This is a genomic window from Haloferax sp. Q22, from assembly GCF_001482285.1.
In the GTDB taxonomy this organism is placed as follows: Archaea; Halobacteriota; Halobacteria; order Halobacteriales; family Haloferacaceae; genus Haloferax.
Window position 1 is genome coordinate 1 of record NZ_LOEP01000037.1, and the last position, 16,461, is coordinate 16,461.

Consider the following 16,461-nt stretch of genomic DNA (forward strand, 5'->3'; position numbering starts at 1 on the left):
CTCGTCGTCGCAATCACCAACTACGAACGTGGAGACAATCCGGGAAGTACCGTGATCACGGTGTGAGAACTCTTCTATGACACCCTCTCGAGGAGCAACCGTGCCTCTGCAGCTGAGAGCTGTTCAGTTCGAACGAGAACCGAGAGGAGCGTCGGCGTCGTGACGAGTCGGGTATCAGCGAGTGAGGCGTGGATCAAGCCCAGTTGGTTGAACTCGTCGCAGAGGAAGAGCCCAGCATCGAGCTTGTTTGCGAGGGTGACCGCCGCGTTCTCACCGTCATCGAGCGGAAACTCAGCATCGAGGTCGACCGACTGTGTCGTGAATGACTCCGTTTGATCGAGGACGGCGGACGCAGCGTGCCCATGGACATCATCATAGGAGGCGATCTCACGGAGTTCATCGATGACCGCCGTTGGGACGACGACCTCGTACCGAGAAAGACAAAGTGCGAGTGGATCGGGCTCGTCGCCAGTAACGACCCCGAGACTCACGAGGGCGGAGGCGTCTGCGATAAGCTGCGCCATCTATACGTCGGCAACCTCGTCGATGAAGTCCTCGTCCAGTTGTTGTTTCAACACCCGGAGGTTGGCCGCCTCCTCGGCGCCGACGAGCGCTTTGAGTTGCTCGAAGGTAATCTCGTCGTCGTAATAGGCGTCGGCAATTTCCTGGACGAGTGTGTCGTCGTGAGCGGCGTCTTGGAGGTACTCCCGAAGCGCAGTCACGAGGACGTCTGTTCGGTCTTCCCCGAGGACTGCGGCCAGTGCATCCGCCCGGTCGATGAGCCGATTGGGGGCCCGAAACTGCACGCGTTTCTTCTCGGTGCTCATGATGTGTACATTGTGAGCCAACTCACTTAGTCGTTTTCGTGTGTACAGTGTGAGCCTCACTCGGGCCGGACAAGGCAGGTATCAGTCAGTGATGTGGCCGATCAACTGGCCTGCCACATCTTCTGTGCGGTCGTCCCCATGACCTTGAAGCCGTTTCTCGAATTTGCCGCGAGGATACCGGCGTCGGTCCCTTTGTCGGCGAGAACCATCGCAGGGGTGATACCGAAAAGCGCGACGTCGACGTCCCCGCTGGCGAATGCCTTGACGACGCTGGGGCCAGAGCTGAACCGCTCTATTGAGACCTCCGCTGGAACCTCCTCGTAGTAGCCCTCTTGTTCCATCACGTAGTGTTGTATGTTCGGGTAAATCGGGACGTACGCGACGGTCACAGAGTCGAGTGACCCACCACTTTGACCGAGACAGCCAGCGATTCCCGTCGCAGCGACCGTGCTTACACCCGCTTTCTGGAGCAATCTTCGTCGCGTGAGTTCGACCATCGTTGTTGTTAACTTTAGAACAGAGTATAATAACAACTGTGATTTAGAGATGTGTCGTTAATATCAGTTCCCGATGGTCGGGTCAACGTCGAAGAAGTCGCTGGTGGCCGTAGTACGAGAGCGGTGAGTCGAAGAAGTGAGTCAGTATGAGAGACTCGTCCGGTGTGTACGGCCGTTTGACCGTTCATCTCGGACCTCACTGGCACGAGAAACTCGAAGTGCTGAGGTTGGAATCGGCTCCACTCTCAGACACGAATCGGACTGCAAACCACGATATCCGACTATAGCGCTATTTCTCCGCCTACAGCGGACGGAGATGTCAGTCTGGGATATCCGAACGTGAAAAGCGAAGTTAGCTCATATCCGCGAGCGGACCGAAGTCGTCGACCGGAAGTACCGAATAATCGATCGTAAGCGTGTCTTTCGTCGCTCTGATCTTCCCGACGAACGTCGAGATATCTTCGAGCGATCCCTCGAGAACGAACAATTCCATACAGTGGTGCCCGCCGACATGACTGTGGAAGTTCGACGCAACGATGTCCTCGTACTCGTGGCGAAGTCGCATCATCTTCTCTTCGACGCTCGTCGTCTCGTAATCGAAGACGACGGTAACGACGCCCATCAGTTCGCGGTCTTCAAGTTTCTTGTCCTCGAACTCACCGAGGAGGTTCCGACTCGCCTCTCGGAGCACTTCGCTCCGGCCAGTATATCCGTGGTCGTCCGAAAACTGGTCGATTCGCTCAAGTAGTTCTTCCGGCATCGAGACGCTAACGACGGCCATATAACAATTAAGCCGGCATCAAATATTAAACCTTATTATTCGATTGGGATGGAGTGATGAAGGGTTCCGACGAGACAACGTCGTTTGGAAAGGACACGAGTTTCGGCCACCGGTAAAGCGCAACCAGCACCGGTCTTCCGCGCTGAGTAGCCCGGTCTCAGCTACTGTCACTGGTCTACTGGACTGTCCTCCTACGTCTCCCCAAGTGCAACCACGGCTCCGTCCGATTCGGGCATAAAAACCGCCGCTGGAGTCACGATGGCGCGACTGACGCCACCTGGAGTCGTGGTCCATCGCTCGTCTCCGGTTGCTCGAGAGAGCGCGGTGAGTTGCCCTTCGCTTCGGAAGAGAACAGTATCGCCGGCTACAGTCGGCGCTCCAACCGAGTCTCCGTCTGATTCGTGTGTCCAAGACTCCTCCCCGTTCCAGTCGACCGCGTAGACCGCGTTCCCAGCGGACACGTAAACGTGCTGACCATCGACCGCGAGGGGCCGTGCCCTTGGACCGCGGACATTGAACGACCACTGACGTGTACCATCCGTGTCGAACGCAGTTACGAGTTGGTGACTCTGCACAACGACTCCCTTCGAATGCGCCACTGGTCCCCCAGTCACGGCCCGCGTGTATGCTTCCCATTCTGTGTCACCAGTTGCGGCGTCCAACGCGACCACGCCGGTAGACCCCGACTGCGAACCGAGATAGAGCGTGTCGCCGAGAACGGCGACCGGTTCGGTGAACGTTCGTCCACCAGCCGCTGCGCCTACCTGTTGTGACCACTGCACGGACCCGTCCCATGCCGATAGTGCGTGGACCCGGCCGCTCCAATCGGGGACGTAGACCGTTCCACCATCAATCGTGGGTGCCGCCGTGAGGCGGGCGTCGATGTCGACGAGCCAGTCCTCCTCGCCGTACCGCTTTCGAAATGCGACGATACGACCCTGTTCGAGTCCCCGTTTAGCCGTCACGACGATGTGGTCACCAGCTACTGCGGGTGGCCCATTCGGCTCCGAGCGAAGTGGCACCTGCCACCGTTCCTCGCCTGTCGCTGCGCTCAACGAGTGAAGCCGGTACCGATGGCGTGCCGTATCGGAAATCGCATCGACGGGGACGTATAGTCGTCCGGCGTCGACTGCCGGTGTTCCAGTAGCGCGTACCTGACTGAGGTCGGTTTGCCAGACCGTCTTCGGGTCCCTCGGACCCGATGCCACCCGTCGAGTATGACCGGGGTTTCGACCGCTCATCGGCCACGTTCCGTCGACGTCTCCGAGGTCTCCCGAGGGGCGAGACGGCGAGAGACAGCCAGCAAGCGCAACACCTGTCGAACCGAGGGCTGTGAGGAGTTGGCGGCGCGTGTGGGAGGGCACGGCAGCCAATTCTCTCAGGAAATACGTAACTTCGGGGGTATCCACGAATCGGAAGCGCGGTTACTCACCTCCGAGGCGTTTCGCACGGAGCGAACGGGAGCATTTCGAACCGTACTACCCCAACGTTCGGGCTTCCCGAGCTGACGAGACGCGTTGCGTCTCGTTCACATCTCGTCAGCCCATCGACCCTGCGGACTCGTCGGAATCCGGTGGGTTTCGGGATGTCAGAACGCAGAGCGTTCGGGGGACGTCTTCAGTCGCGAGAGGATGTCAACAGCCGTAGAGTCGTGCGGTTTCGTGGTCGCTCTGCCACGAGAACGCGAAGGTCCAGCGGGCAGGGAGCCGACTGAGAGTCCGCCCGTCCGTACTCTCCCCGGTTGCGACGTCCCACTTGGCCCCGTCTCCCACGAAGCGGTCGGGGTCGTCGGTTGCTTCGAAGCTGAACCCCGGCGCGTCATACGCAACGAGTTCGTCGTCGGTCGCAAACACGACGACATCGGTCTCCCCCACGGTCGCCCGGACGACGCCGTCAGCGGCCTCGACATGTGGCCTCGGGAAGCCGAGCGCGGCACCGTCGGTCGAAACGCCAAGGACCCGCGTTTTTGCCCGGAGCCCATCGAGCCCCTGGTTGTCCCATTCTCGGGTCCCACCATGGACGGGAGGAAAGCCGAACACACGACCGCTCTCGTAGAGCGCCATCGGTTCGCCATCGTACTGAACACTCCTCTCGGACCGTCCGAGCACCCAATCCGACAGTTCGACACCCGCCTGCATCAGACGGAAAAATGGACGAATGCTGACGTCGCTGGAGCCGTGTTGGGGGTCTCGAGCGAGGTTGGCAGCACGGACGAACTTGGAGACGCCGTCAAGGAACTCCCGTCCTGCAGGGTTCGAAATCAAACGAGTGGCGGTCTTCTCGAACCGGTAGAACAGATACGGTGTCGGCTCTTCGGGCGGGGCCAGCACGACGCCGGCTGGATACGCGTCTTGGAACGAGTTCCACGTCGTCATGCGTGCCGACTGAAGCGGCAGCGTCACCCCTTCGAGGTCACCGCTGAGCCCCTCACCGGTCGACTGCTTCCACTCCGTCCCCGTCTCGATATCGCGCATGACGAAGTTGTTGTCAGCGAGTTTCCCGGCGAACTCGAACGTGAGCTCCTGTTTCTCGATCGTCCGCTCGTATACGACACCGCTCCCACAGAGCGGACACCACGCTACGAGAACCGGCGTACCATCGACCGTGTCGTTGACCATATGGTGGAGGTCGAGAATCGGGATTGGATACGCCCGTGCACTCTCGTCTGTCTCGACGACGAGAACCTCGTCGTTCGGATCGCCCGCGTAGTCCGTGACGAACCGTGGTGTGGTAATACTGGGGATGAACTCCGAGTCGAAGCCGTGGATTATCTCCATCAATTGATTCCTCGTCTGAACAACGGCGAGGAACAGCAATAAATATAATCTAACTGATAAGTTAGGAAGGGGTATCGAACTCAGTTACAGTGTCTCTCGAAAGGGAGTTACTGCGAGGTGAGTCCTGCCGGGCGTCTTCGAAGACAACGTGAGGGGTTCGACGGAAACAGAGGTGCTACCCGCTACTGAAGTAGTGAGATAACAGGAACTACGATGTTTCGAGTTGATCGAGATAATCAAGATAGCTGTCCGTCCACTCGTCGACAGCTTCGATCACCTGCTCTAACGCGGTTCCGGCCTCGGTCAGCGAGTATTCCACCTTGACGGGTCGGTCATCGATGACAGTACGCCGAACGAGATGATGTTCCTCGAGCGCCTCAAGCGACTCCGAGAGCACTTTGTCCGAGATACCATCGATGCGTTCGTTGAGTTCGTTATACCGGAGTCCGTCCTCGACGAGCAACCGCTCGATAATCGTCCGAGTCCACTTGCGGCGGGTCAACCCTATCACGTCGGTAACCGGCATTCCCTCGCCTTCGAAGACCGGGTCGAAGACGAATTCGTTGTCCGCTTGGTCCATACGTCTCGGTATCCGGTGCTGAGAACATAATCTTGCCCGTGACACCTGCGACGGTGGACAGTTTCCACGGTGTTCGAGGCCAGGAGACGACACGCTGTCAACCACGTATTCCTGACACCGTTTCGAGGAGGTCTGCACGCTCATCGGGAGAACACGCGCGAGGAGTTGCGGAACGAGTTGGCTTCGACTCACCGGCGAGATCGAGGAGTGGCAGGCAACCTACGATGTCGGGACGCGGAAGGAGTTCAAACAGTCGCCCTGACGAACGGTCGGACGCTCAACCGAAGCTACGAACCGATCGAACTCCCCGAGGGGACCGGCCACCTCTGGATGTATCGCGACACGACCGAGCAACGCGAGCGAGAGCAACAGCACCAGCACCAAAACGAGCGGCTGAGCGAGTTTGCGAGCGTCGTCAGCCACGACCTCCGGAACCCGCTAAACGTGGCCGCAGGGAACGTGGAACTGGCCCGCCAAGACCACGAAAGCGACCGTCTTGCGACCGCCGCGCGGGCGTTAGACCGCATCGACGACCTCATCGAGGATCTGCTCACACTCGCCCGAAGGGGTGACAACGTCGGTGAACTGGAACCGGTGTCCTTGGATCCGCTCGTCTCCAACTGCTGGAGGACCATCGAAACGGCCGGCGCTGAACTCCAGACAGAGTTGACGGCGACGGTCATCGCCGACCGAAGCCGGCTCCAACAGCTCGTCGAGAACCTCATCAGGAACAGCATCGAACACGGTGGAGAGGGCGTGGCGGTGACGGTCGGTGAATTCTCGGGCGGGTTCTACGTGGAAGACGACGGTGTCGGCATCCCAGTCGAGCGCCGCGACACCATCTTCGAGGCCGGCCACACAACCTCACGTACGGGCACGGATTCGGGCTCGCTATCGTCAAGCAGGTCGCCGAGGCCCACGGGTGGAGCGTCAGCGTCACCGAATCAGATACTGGCGGGGCACGATTCGAGATTACGGGAGTCACGTTCGCTGCTGGCGACGACTGAACCCCGCGTCGGAAGTTTTTACAGGACCCGTGCGGACCGCTGTCACATGTACTATCACGGCGAATCCGACAGCGCGGCGCGGAGCGTCCGATGACGATTACGAGCGATTGGGGCGAATGGTGGGCGCGAGAGGAACTCAACGGTGTCGATGTCGAGGAGGGGGTCTCGCTGTGGTATCTCGGCGTCGCCGGCTGGGCGATACGGACGCCGGAGACTGCCATCTACATCGACCCGTACTTCAGTACCGAGCGGGACCGCGAGTACGTCGCGCGGATGTCGCCGGTGCCGATGGAGCCGCAGTGGGCGGACGCCTGCGACGCGGTCTTCTGCACCCACGACCACCGCGACCACTTCTGGCCGCCCTCGTTCGGACCGCTTCTCGACCACGGCGGCGCTGTTCACGCACCCGTCGAGTGCTTCGAAAACTTCGACGTGAGCGCAATCGGCGAGGCGAAGCGGACCGTCGTCGAACCCGGCGATAGTTACGAGGTCGGCGACCTCACGGTCCACGTCAGAGGCGGGTACGACCCAGACGCGGACGGCACGGTGACGTACGTTATCGAGCACGAGACGGGTACCATCTTCCACGGCGGCGACAACCGTCCCTGCGAGGCGTTCCACGAGATTGGTTCGGAGTTCGACATCGACCTCGGGATGCTCTCCTACGGCACTGACGCCCGCGTCGTCGAAGACGGCGAGGTCATCACGCGCAAACTCTACAACGACGCGGACGAGATGGTCGAGGCCGCGAACGCGCTCGGCATCGACCGCCTGATTCCCGAGCACTGGCGGCGCTGGCGGTCGATTCACGCCAACCCCGGCGCGCTCTCGAAGGCGGCGACGACGTTCGAGTACCCGCACGTAATCGAGGAGGTCGAAGTCGGCGACCGCTTCCGACTCGACCGACCGGGTGTCGTCCCACCGGCGCGCCTCGGCGGTGAGTGAATCTCCAACCCGTCTCCGAGTGCTTCTGCCCTCACGGCGATGTCGCGCAGCGCCCCCACCTCAAGGGCGATGTCGTACTGTACCGCAGAAACCGCAGTCGAGTCAGTCGGTGCGCGGAAGTTCAACGACGAAGACGCTCCCGGTCGGTTCGTTGTCTTCGACCCATACCTCGCCACCGTACTGCGTGACCAAGGTGTCGACGAGGTAGAGTCCAATGCCCGTGCCGGGGCTCTCGAGACCTCGCTCACCTTTTCCGAACACGATGTCTTTCTTGTCGTCGGGGATTCCCGGCCCGTTGTCGGCGATTCGAATCTCGACGTCGTCCGCTCGGACCGTACACGAGACCTCGACGCGAGGTGCGTCCGTGTCGTTGTGTTGGACCGCGTTGTTCAGGAGGTTCCGAAACACCGAACTGAGCATGCTATTCCCGGCGACCTCGACGTCGGGTATCGTCCCCTCGACTACGAACGTCGCCTCCGGGAAAGACTCCTCGCGGAGCGATAGCTCGGTTTCGAGGATCGAGCGAAGCGGGACCGACGCGATGGTGAGACTATCGTCCGATACGACCGTCTCAACGTAGTCGCGCGCGACCTCGGTGAGTCCGACGACGTGCTCACCGCTGTCGAGAATTTTCTGGAGGTACTCGCTCCCGCTGGCATCGACGTGGTCTTCGAGTGTCTCGGCCCACCCGAGTACGACTCCCATATCGTTGCGGATGTCGTGGCGGACGATTCGGTTCAGCAGTTCGAGTTCTCGCTCCCGGCGTTTCTGCTCCGTGATGTCCGTACAGATACCGACGACCTCCGAGACGTCGCCGTCGTCATCGCGGAGGAGCACCTGCCGCGTCAGCACCCAGCGAACCGACCCGTCGGGTCGGACGACGCGACCCTCGTACGCTTCGTCGTGGGCCCCTTGGGCCGAGGCCTCGATGTGCTGTCGCACCCGGTCGCGGTCCTCGGGATGGATGGCGTCGAGCAACCGCGTGATGTCATCCACGACGTCATCGGGTGGAATCCCCCAGATGTCTTCGAAGCCGGCGCTGATATAGTCAAACTCGCCAGGGGTGGACACCGTCCAAAGCGCGACCCCGTCAAGCTGGTCGAACAGGTCCTGGAAATCGCGCCGTCGGCCAAGCGAGCTGTTACGCATACAGGGGTGTTTCGGGGCAAGTCGAATAAGTACCGGTCACGGAGTCAGACGGCGGAGTAACCCGCGACAAAGCTCCAGCCTGAAGCGTGAGACCCCTTCGTGGACGAGCAAAATAGCACCCGACGACGCTCACCGCCGTCGACGACGAGACGCGGTGGCTCTCGGAGAACACGGGAAGTACCGCTCTCTCGACCTTCAGTACGGAGCGACGCAACTCGGACACATCGGCGGCGCGCCCTCGGGGAGGTCGACGCCGCAGTGGGGACACTCCCCGTCGGCGTCTGACGACGTAATCTCCGTGACCGCGTCGTCGGTCGTGTCTCGGACGCCGGCCAGCGACCCAACGCCTTCGGCCGGTGACTCCGTGGAGCCTCCCGCCGACGCAGCCCGGAGAAACCGGACCCGTTCGGCGACGAACGCAGCCGCCTCGTCGGATTCCGCGTCGAGCACCGAGTCCGGTACCCGAACCGCCTCGCCGCCCCCGCGGGCCAACAGTCCGAGTGCCTCGGCGGCGCGCCCCCGGACGAAGGCGTTCTCGTCGGCGAGTCGAGCCGAGAGCGCCGTCCGAGCCTCGGCGATTGAACCCGGCGCGCCGCAGCCGACGACCACCACCGCCGTACAGAGGTGATAGCGAACCAGTTCGTCACCGTCGTCGAGGTGTTCAGCGAGCGCCGAGACGCGGTGGCGGAGCCGGCCGGGGTCGCCGAGCGCGACGCATTCGAGCGCCTTCGCCAACTTCTGTTTCACCTCGGGTTCGTCGAACGAGAGGCCGACGCGGAGGTCCGCGAGCACTGCCGGCGAAGCGACCGCGTCGGGGTGTTCGAGCGCGACGTAGCCCAGCGCCTCGGCCGACCGGGCGCGGACGTAGTAGAACTCGTCCTCGTCGGCGAGTCGCTCGGCGAGCGACGGAATGGCGGGAGCGACCGCGTCGGGAGCGGCCGCCGCGACCGTGACGAGCGCCTTCGCAGTCAGCAATCGGACGGCGCGGTCGTCGTCGGTGAGAAACGGCGTGACGTCGGGGAGGAACGACTCGAACGCAGTCGGGCGGTCGTCGGCGAGACGTCGAAGCGCTCGGAGCGCCTGTTTCCGGTCCTCGGCCGACGCCGTTCGAAGCTCCCCGAGCGCCCCGCTCACCGCCTCGTAGGTGCTGTCTTCGACTGATTCGACGAGGCGCTCCAGCGGGGGTGCGTGGCGTGTGTCGTCCATCGGTTCGTGCTCCTCGTTGGCGCAGTATCCCTTCGGTACAGCATTGACATCCTCCCGCGCCTGAAGACGCGGGAATCCCACGGCACCGCACCGCTGAGTTGGGATATTACGGTTCGCGGTGAGCAACCTGTTCTCGTGGGGCGAAAACACCCTCACTACGGTCGAACAGGTGAACCGCTGGCTGTGCCAACCAGCCGTTATCCCTATCACCGCCATCCGTGGCGAGACTCGGGAGTACCTTTTGTCGAATATTCTCCGCACCATTCACGTCCGCGTTCGCCACCGTCTCGCACTCCTCACACACGTACAGTCCACGTTCAACGCGCTGATTCTTGTCTGTGTGACCACACACTGAACATGACTTCGACGTATCGCGTTCCGACACCAACTCCACGTCGATGCCTTCCGCTTCCGCCTTGTAGTCGAGAAGCGTTGTGAAGCGGTCGAACGCCCACCCGTGTAAGTCGAGGTTGCCGTGGTCGCCCCAATTCCGAGAGTCGCCCGTCTCGTCATCCTCTCGAATGCCGCCGAGGTCACCAACGACAAGCATCCCGACATCTCGTTCGACACACTGTTCCACGATTGCTTTCGAGAGGGAGTGTAAGAAGTGTGTCCGGCGACCAGTCCGCTTCCGGTCAAGACAAGTCGCCTCACGGGACGAGGAATCGTCGCACTTGGCCTTCTTTTTCGTGAAGTAGTATTCGTCCTCTTTGAGTGCGCCACCGGGGTACAACACCGACTCGCCACCGAACGAGACGGCGGCAAAGTTGCAAATCCCAAGGTCAACACCAGCCACCTCGTCACCCGATGGTTCCGGGTCGATAGTGGTGCGACAGACGAACTGAAGTCGCCACTCGTCGCGTTTGTAGACGGCGCGAACCTGTTGAATATCCCACTCGGTTAGGTCAACATCTGGGCGAGTCTGGTACTCGCACAGTATGAAGTCTGAGCGGTGTTCTTTGAGGTTGCGGCCTTTCGAGAGGCGAACACGGGTGAACTGTGCATCGTGTTTGAAGCCAGCCGCTTTGAACGACACGGTTGAACGTGGGTGGGAGTCTCCGTTTTTGCGGTAGCCGGGCGGTCGAGCACGGTCGTCGCCGTTCTGACGCTTGCCGAACCAGCCGTTGAACGCTTCAGCGAGTTCTTCGAGAACGCGCTGACTGGATTGAGAATGCAAGTCCGTGTAGCGTTCGTGGCTTTTGAGTTCGGCTTTGAGTTCCCCGTCATCGGGAATCTCGCCCGTTTCGTCCCACTGTTCTTGTGCGTAGTAGCGACCGACGTTCCAGAGTTTTGAGGCGGCCCATCCGAGTTGGTTGAGGTCGTCACGAACCTGTTGCTGGTTCGTGATCGTGGCCTCGAAGGTTCGGATGGTTCGACTCATTTTCTGTCTTCATAACTGGTTATGAATGCCGTTTTGTTAATAGTGGCGGTTGACGTGGAATATCCGGCTTACCATCGAACGGTGGTTGGTGTAGGGTATTGTCGGATTCATCCTGCGCCTAAAGGCGCAGGTATTCTCCTTGATTCTGTATAAGTTGGTGGGTGCGCCGCGCGCCGCCAACGCCGAGCGGGACTCAGTCCAGCGGGAACCGCGCGACTGTGCCGTCGCCGACGTACGAGGCGAACACCGACGCCGACTCGACGCGGAGCGAAAGCCGGCTGTGCGATTCGGGTTCGTACGCCCACCGCGTCTCGCCAGTCTCTCGGGCCAAAACCTCGAAGCCCCGGTCCCAAGCGGGGACGACACGAGAATCCGTGACGGCGAGCGAGTCGAGCGACGGGAGTCCGGTCACGGTGTGCCACCGCCGCGTGCCGTCGCGGCCGAAGCAGTCGACTCGGCCGAGAATCCCGCCGTCGGGGTCGTCGACGCGGCTCCCGACGAACACCGCGTCGTTCGTGGTCTCGACCGTCCGAATCATATAGCCCGCGGGGTTCGCCCATAGTTTCTCTCCCGTCTCGCGGTCAAACGCGAGCAGTTCCGCGTGCCCGTCCGCCCGGTTGCGAGTGAGGTACACCTGCGACCCGAGGACCATCGTGCGCCCGGCGTCGCCGATGGGGGTTCGCCACCGAACGTTTCCGTCCGAGGGTTCGTAAGCCACCAGCGTCCCGTCCCACACGGCGACGACGAGTCGGGAGTCCGCGGCCACGTTTGGGAGCCACCGCTCAGGTTCGGTCCGCCACCGGACGCTCCCATCCGACGGCGAGAGCGAGACGACGCGCGATTCGGTCTCGCTCACCGGCACGCGAACCACGACCGAGTCGTCGGTGAGGCCGTCGAGGAAATACGACGAGACGGCCAGTTCGAAGCGTCGGTCGCCGGTCTGCGGGTCGTAGCCCGTGAGCGTGTTCTCCGGGCCCGCGAAGTCGAGTTCGGCGACGAGCGACTCGGTGCGGACGAGCCGCGCTCGGTGGGCCGTGCCCTCGTCCCGCCACAGTTCGTCGCCCGAGGAATCGACGGCGTAGAGGTCGCCGTCGGTGCTGTGGACGTGGTACGGGCCGCCGGACGGCGGGGCGACGGGGCGCGTCTCTATCGGGCCGCCCGTCTCGAACCGGAGTGCAGTCGACCCGTCCTCGCGCCGCAGGCCGTACAGCGCCTTGTCCTGCATCCCGGTGAGGACGAGGTCATCGGTGACGGCGGGCGGACCGGCCATGAACGCCCCGTCGATGTCGCGTCGCCAGACCGGCCGTCTCCCGCCGAGATCCGGAATCGCGCTACAGCCGGCGATGGCGAGCGAGCCGACGGCCGCAAGGCCGCCGAGCACCTCGCGGCGGGAGACGTTTCGGTCCCGGGTTCCGTCCGACTCCGTCCGCCCCGAGCGCTCACTCGGCATCGAGCACCTCCGAGTCGAGGCGGGCGAGTTGCCACTCCTGTCCGAGGTAGACGCCGTCGCCCGCTGTGACGGCCCAGTTCACCGTGCCGCCGTCTTGGTAGCCCTCGAACCGGTAGTCGCCGAGGAGAGTGCCGTCGGTCGCGTGGACGTACAGCGCGGTCGGGTCGAACGGGACGGTCCCGCTGTGCCCCCGGACGAGGATATCCGACCCCACGACGGTCACCAGTCGGTCGCCGACGCGGGTCGGCCCGCAGGTCACGGGGCCGGCCAGTTCGCGCCGCCACAGCCGGGTTCCCGACTCGGCGTCGAAGGCGTACAGGAAGTAGTCCGCGCCGCCGACATACACGCGGCCGTCGGAGACGAGCGGCCGGGCGAACACGGTGTTTTGGAGCGGCGCGCGCCACCGAACCTCGCCGGTCGCCGCGTCGAGCGCCAGCAGTTCCTCGGTCGCGCTCCCGACGAAGACGGTGTCACCGGTGACCGTCACCGACGACGGCGACGGACCCACGTCGACGCGCCACGATTCGGAGCCATCGGTGGCGAACCGACGGAGCGTTCCGTCGAGGACAGGCGCGACGACGCCGGCATCGGAGCCGTCGCCGGCAGGTGCGGCGGCGGGCGCACCGGCGAGCGAGGACGGAAGCTCGGCGCGGAAGCGTCGGTCGCCCTCCTCGCGGGACAGCCCGAGCAGTCGGTCCACCACGTCGTTTTCCGTGCCCGAGATGGGGAAGACGACGGTGTCGTCGGCGACGACGGGCGGGTACTGAACGACGCCCGAGTCGGCTCTGTCGACGCCCGCCAACCCGGTGTTCCACGCTCGCTCGCCCGCCTCGTAATCGACCGCCGTGGCCCGCCCTGTCTTCGAGAACAGGTACGCGTAGTGGTCGTCGACACCGAGAGGCGACCGATAGCCCTTCCGGCCGGTCACCGCCCATCGCTCCTCGCCGGTCTCGGGGTCGAGCGCGGACACCATCGGGTCAGCGTGAAACGGGCTCCCGGTTCCGACGAGCAGGGGGCCGGACGGCGGGCGCAAGGCGCGGGTCGGAGTTCGCACGCCCGCCGTCCACGCGGTCGGCATCGGGAGCGAATCGTCGTGGCCCGTGAGGGTCGCACAGCCGGCGAGCCCGGCGGCGAGCGCCGGAATCGCCTTCAGCGCGTCGCGTCGCGAATAGGAGGGCATCAGCGAGGACGTGTGGCCCGGCTGATAATACTCCTGTTGGTTTCGACGGCGGCGCGACCGGCCGCGGCCGGCGGGTCTCCGAGCGGGGAGCCACGAAGGTTTTTATCCCGCGCCGAGACGGCGGGCGTATGCTCTCCAGACGAGAGGTGCTGGCCGCGGGCGGAGCCGCGCTCGCGGGTGGCCTCGCCGGCTGTGGTAGTTCCCCGCCGACCCCGGACGCGACGTTCGACGCGCCGACGACGGCGTGGCCGACCGCCGGCTACGACCCGCAGGCGACGGGTCACGCGCCCGCCGGCCCGACCGAGGGAACCGTCTCGTGGAGCGTCTCGCGGAGTTCCGCCGACCCACCGCTCTACGGCGCGCTCTCCCCGCCGGTCGTCGCCGACGGCACCGTCTACGTCGCCGGGCTCGCTACCCACTATTACAGGCCGGACGACTTCGTGAGCCCACTGGCCGCAATCGACGCCGCATCCGGGTCGCTCCAGTGGGTCGAAGGCTTCGCGGACGGCCTCGGCGGCAGCCCCGCAGTCGCCGGTGACGGCTCCGGAACCGTCGTCATCGGCGGTTACGACGGCACGCTCCACGCCGTCGGAAGTGACGGGTCAAGCGAGTGGACCGCGGACCTCGGCGGCCGGCTCGGCACGCCGATGGCGTACGGAGACCGGCTGTACGTCGAAAGCGGCAGCGGTCGCCTGCACGCCGTCGGAAGCGACGGGAGTCGGCTGTGGGCCGCTGACAGACCGGGGCCGACGGAGCTCCTCGTCGGTCCGGACGAACCGGTCGAAACCACGATGCCCGTCGCCGACGACCGCGGCGTCTATGCCGCCTTCACGCCGTTCGAGCGGGAGCGCGAGGCGGTCGTCGTCCTCGGCTACGACCACGGCGGCGGGCGGCGCTGGCGGACGGTGCTCGACGGGCGGTACGGCCGGTCACCCAACGGCCTCGCCGTCACCGACGACGTGCTGTACGCGACCGTCGGCGGAACCGTCTACGCGCTGGACCCCGACACCGGCGAGCAGCGGTGGCAGTTCGTAACCGGTTCGGCTGTGGCAGGCCCGCCGACGGTCGACGACGAGCGAGTCTATGTCGGCGGGAAGAACCTCTACGCGCTCTCGCGGAGCGAGGGCGTCGAACAGTGGCGTGTGGTGAACGAAGCGCCGCCGAGCTACGACCGCGACCCGACGGCACTCCCGTATCTCGCTCGTCCCCCCGTTGCCGACGGGCGGGTCTACATCCGAACCGGAGCGGTCTCCGCCGCCGACGGGACGCGGCTGTGGGGCGGCGACGCCGACGAGTGGCTTCGGAGCGGGAACTACTTCGCCGAGCCGTACTACAGGCGGCCGGTGGCGTCGCCGGTCGTCACCGGGGACGCGATGTATCTGACCCACGCGCACCACGGGGTGGTGAAGGTCGCATGACCGACACCGGCAAGCGACCGACTCGGCGACGGCTCTTGGCGAGTCTCGGAAGCGCCGCCGTCATCGGCGCGGCGGGCTGTCTCGGAACGCGGTCGGAACACAACCCGACGAGCGGGGAGTGCCCCAAGTACGACCCCGTCGAACCCGCGACGACGGACTGGCGCGGCGTGATGGGCCCGGCGACGAACACCGGAGCCGTCGCGGCCGAGGCGATCCCCAAGGGCGACCTCGGAATAGACTGGACGGTGCCCGTCGAGACCTACGTCGGCCACCACGTCCCGGTCGTCGCCGACGACACCGTCTACGTCCACGACATGGACGACGAACTCTCCGCGGTCGACGCCGAGACCGGCGAGCGAGTGTGGACCAGACCGCTCGCCGACCCCGAACCCGCGCCCGCAGTCGGCGGCGGGACGCTCGTCGTCGTGACCAACGCGGAGACCCACGCGTTCGACGCGGCGACGGGAGACCGGCGCTGGAAGCGAGAAGACCTCGACGGCGGCATCTTCGGCGCGAGTCCTATCGTCGCGGGCGACACCGTCTACGTCCAATCTGGCGTGGCGACCCACGCGCTGGCGCGTTCGACCGGCGAGACCCGCTGGCGGGCCGCGACCGGGTTCCCCTCCGACTCGACGCCCGCGGTCGACGGCGACACGGTCTACACCGCCGGTGACGACACCTACGTCCGGGCGCTGGATACGGCCGACGGGACGGAGCGCTGGCGCGCGAAGACGAGCGCCCGAATCGCGTGTAACGTCTCGATCGTCGAGGGGACCGTCCTCGTCGGGACAGCGGCCGGAAACGTGCTCGGATTCGACGCCGAGAGCGGCGAGGAGCGCTGGCGCTATCGGCTCGAACCGAGGAAGACGAGGGACGAAAGCCGCCCGAGGCGGCCCGAGACCATCGCGACCGACGGCAGTCGAGTGTACGTCGCGACCGACGACCGACTGGTCACGCTCGCGCTGGCTGACGGGACCCGCTGTTGGGACAACCGGAACTACGCCGGGGGGTACGCGAGCGGCATCGCCGTCGGTGCGGGGAAGGTGTTCGTCCCGACGCACGACGACGGAGGCGGCGCAATGACCGTCCTCGACGCCCCCACCGGGAGTACGCAACAGGAACTGATCGGAGACAAACGCCAACGCTTCGACATCGGCCCGAGCGTCGCCGGAGGCGGCGTCTACTTCGCCGGCCGGAGCGCCGTCGTTCGACTGAGTTAGACCGACCGCCGGGCGCGACTCGGCCGGTCAGGCCGTCGCTCGT

13 protein-coding genes and 4 pseudogenes are annotated in these 16,461 nt (G+C 64.3%); 5 read left to right on the forward strand and 12 right to left on the reverse strand.

Annotated features, from left to right (window positions below):
• Positions 1-77: 77 nt before the first annotated feature.
• From AM590_RS16895 to AM590_RS16920, 7 genes and pseudogenes are all read right to left on the reverse strand, one after another.
• Positions 78-524 (reverse strand): annotated as a pseudogene (locus AM590_RS16895) (hypothetical protein); the annotation flags it as partial.
• Positions 525-827, reverse strand: coding sequence for a hypothetical protein (locus tag AM590_RS16900; RefSeq protein ID WP_004061476.1), 303 nt, complete (start codon positions 825-827; stop codon positions 525-527).
• Positions 828-955: 128 nt separating this feature from the next.
• Positions 956-1,324: pseudogene (locus AM590_RS16905) on the reverse strand (ABC transporter substrate-binding protein); the annotation flags it as partial.
• A gap of 352 nt (positions 1,325-1,676) precedes the next feature.
• Entirely contained in the window at positions 1,677-2,105 is a 429-nt protein-coding gene (locus tag AM590_RS16910; protein WP_042665622.1) for a CopG family ribbon-helix-helix protein, read from the reverse strand.
• Between the two features lie 191 nt (positions 2,106-2,296).
• Positions 2,297-3,346, reverse strand: coding sequence for a PQQ-binding-like beta-propeller repeat protein (locus AM590_RS20090; RefSeq protein WP_082677756.1), 1,050 nt, complete (start codon positions 3,344-3,346; stop codon positions 2,297-2,299).
• A gap of 393 nt (positions 3,347-3,739) precedes the next feature.
• Positions 3,740-4,921 (reverse strand): DUF3179 domain-containing (seleno)protein, encoded by a 1,182-nt coding sequence (locus AM590_RS16915; RefSeq protein ID WP_157575480.1) that lies wholly within the window; start codon positions 4,919-4,921, stop codon positions 3,740-3,742.
• Positions 4,922-5,090: 169 nt separating this feature from the next.
• Positions 5,091-5,462, reverse strand: a complete 372-nt coding sequence (locus tag AM590_RS16920) for a helix-turn-helix domain-containing protein (RefSeq protein WP_058828487.1) — start codon at positions 5,460-5,462, stop codon at positions 5,091-5,093.
• Positions 5,463-5,533: 71 nt separating this feature from the next.
• Here AM590_RS16920 and AM590_RS21465 point away from each other — a divergent pair.
• The 3 genes and pseudogenes from AM590_RS21465 to AM590_RS16930 form a co-directional block, all read left to right on the forward strand.
• Positions 5,534-5,718 (forward strand): annotated as a pseudogene (locus AM590_RS21465) (hypothetical protein); the annotation flags it as partial.
• A pseudogene (locus AM590_RS16925) lies at positions 5,709-6,469 on the forward strand (sensor histidine kinase); the annotation flags it as partial. The pseudogenes AM590_RS21465 and AM590_RS16925, both read left to right, overlap by 10 nt.
• 90 nt (positions 6,470-6,559) lie before the next feature.
• Positions 6,560-7,414, forward strand: a complete 855-nt coding sequence (locus tag AM590_RS16930) for an MBL fold metallo-hydrolase (RefSeq protein ID WP_058828488.1) — start codon at positions 6,560-6,562, stop codon at positions 7,412-7,414.
• Between the two features lie 102 nt (positions 7,415-7,516).
• On the opposite strand, the gene AM590_RS16935 is transcribed toward AM590_RS16930, so the two are convergent.
• From AM590_RS16935 to AM590_RS16955, 5 genes are all read right to left on the reverse strand, one after another.
• The gene (locus AM590_RS16935; RefSeq protein WP_058828489.1) at positions 7,517-8,563 is read right to left on the reverse strand and encodes a PAS domain-containing sensor histidine kinase; all 1,047 of its coding nucleotides are present in this window, start codon (positions 8,561-8,563) and stop codon (positions 7,517-7,519) included.
• A gap of 195 nt (positions 8,564-8,758) precedes the next feature.
• Positions 8,759-9,769: a HEAT repeat domain-containing protein gene (locus AM590_RS16940; RefSeq protein WP_058828490.1), complete on the reverse strand. Its 1,011-nt coding sequence runs from the start codon at positions 9,767-9,769 to the stop codon at positions 8,759-8,761.
• Between the two features lie 106 nt (positions 9,770-9,875).
• Positions 9,876-11,150 carry an RNA-guided endonuclease TnpB family protein gene (locus tag AM590_RS16945; protein ID WP_058828491.1) on the reverse strand — a complete coding sequence of 425 codons (1,275 nt, stop codon included), beginning with the start codon at positions 11,148-11,150 and terminating at the stop codon, positions 9,876-9,878.
• A 193-nt stretch (positions 11,151-11,343) separates the two neighbouring features.
• Complete coding sequence (locus AM590_RS16950) at positions 11,344-12,600, reverse strand: PQQ-binding-like beta-propeller repeat protein (RefSeq protein WP_058828492.1); 1,257 nt, start codon at positions 12,598-12,600, stop codon at positions 11,344-11,346.
• Positions 12,590-13,780, reverse strand: coding sequence for a PQQ-binding-like beta-propeller repeat protein (locus tag AM590_RS16955; protein ID WP_058828493.1), 1,191 nt, complete (start codon positions 13,778-13,780; stop codon positions 12,590-12,592). Before AM590_RS16955 ends, AM590_RS16950 begins: the two co-directional genes overlap by 11 nt.
• Positions 13,781-13,908: 128 nt before the next feature.
• Between AM590_RS16955 and AM590_RS16960 the strand changes: the two genes are divergently transcribed.
• Complete coding sequence (locus AM590_RS16960) at positions 13,909-15,198, forward strand: PQQ-binding-like beta-propeller repeat protein (protein ID WP_058828494.1); 1,290 nt, start codon at positions 13,909-13,911, stop codon at positions 15,196-15,198.
• Complete coding sequence (locus AM590_RS16965) at positions 15,195-16,418, forward strand: PQQ-binding-like beta-propeller repeat protein (protein WP_058828495.1); 1,224 nt, start codon at positions 15,195-15,197, stop codon at positions 16,416-16,418. Before AM590_RS16960 ends, AM590_RS16965 begins: the two co-directional genes overlap by 4 nt.
• The last annotated feature ends 43 nt before the right edge of the window (positions 16,419-16,461 follow it).

What these genes read in the sequence shown, in the direction of transcription:
- AM590_RS16930 (WP_058828488.1), top strand. Translation starts at nt 6,560, where the DNA reads ATGACGATTACGAGCGATTGGGGCGAATGGTGGGCGCGAGAGGAACTC.
- AM590_RS16965 (WP_058828495.1), top strand. Translation starts at nt 15,195, where the DNA reads ATGACCGACACCGGCAAGCGACCGACTCGGCGACGGCTCTTGGCGAGT.
- AM590_RS20090 (WP_082677756.1), bottom strand. Translation starts at nt 3,346, where the DNA reads ATGAGCGGTCGAAACCCCGGTCATACTCGACGGGTGGCATCGGGTCCG.
- AM590_RS16910 (WP_042665622.1), bottom strand. Translation starts at nt 2,105, where the DNA reads ATGGCCGTCGTTAGCGTCTCGATGCCGGAAGAACTACTTGAGCGAATC.
- AM590_RS16945 (WP_058828491.1), bottom strand. Translation starts at nt 11,150, where the DNA reads ATGAGTCGAACCATCCGAACCTTCGAGGCCACGATCACGAACCAGCAA.
- AM590_RS16940 (WP_058828490.1), bottom strand. Translation starts at nt 9,769, where the DNA reads ATGGACGACACACGCCACGCACCCCCGCTGGAGCGCCTCGTCGAATCA.
- AM590_RS16960 (WP_058828494.1), top strand. Translation starts at nt 13,909, where the DNA reads ATGCTCTCCAGACGAGAGGTGCTGGCCGCGGGCGGAGCCGCGCTCGCG.
- AM590_RS16900 (WP_004061476.1), bottom strand. Translation starts at nt 827, where the DNA reads ATGAGCACCGAGAAGAAACGCGTGCAGTTTCGGGCCCCCAATCGGCTC.
- AM590_RS16935 (WP_058828489.1), bottom strand. Translation starts at nt 8,563, where the DNA reads ATGCGTAACAGCTCGCTTGGCCGACGGCGCGATTTCCAGGACCTGTTC.
- AM590_RS16950 (WP_058828492.1), bottom strand. Translation starts at nt 12,600, where the DNA reads ATGCCGAGTGAGCGCTCGGGGCGGACGGAGTCGGACGGAACCCGGGAC.
- AM590_RS16920 (WP_058828487.1), bottom strand. Translation starts at nt 5,462, where the DNA reads ATGGACCAAGCGGACAACGAATTCGTCTTCGACCCGGTCTTCGAAGGC.
- AM590_RS16955 (WP_058828493.1), bottom strand. Translation starts at nt 13,780, where the DNA reads ATGCCCTCCTATTCGCGACGCGACGCGCTGAAGGCGATTCCGGCGCTC.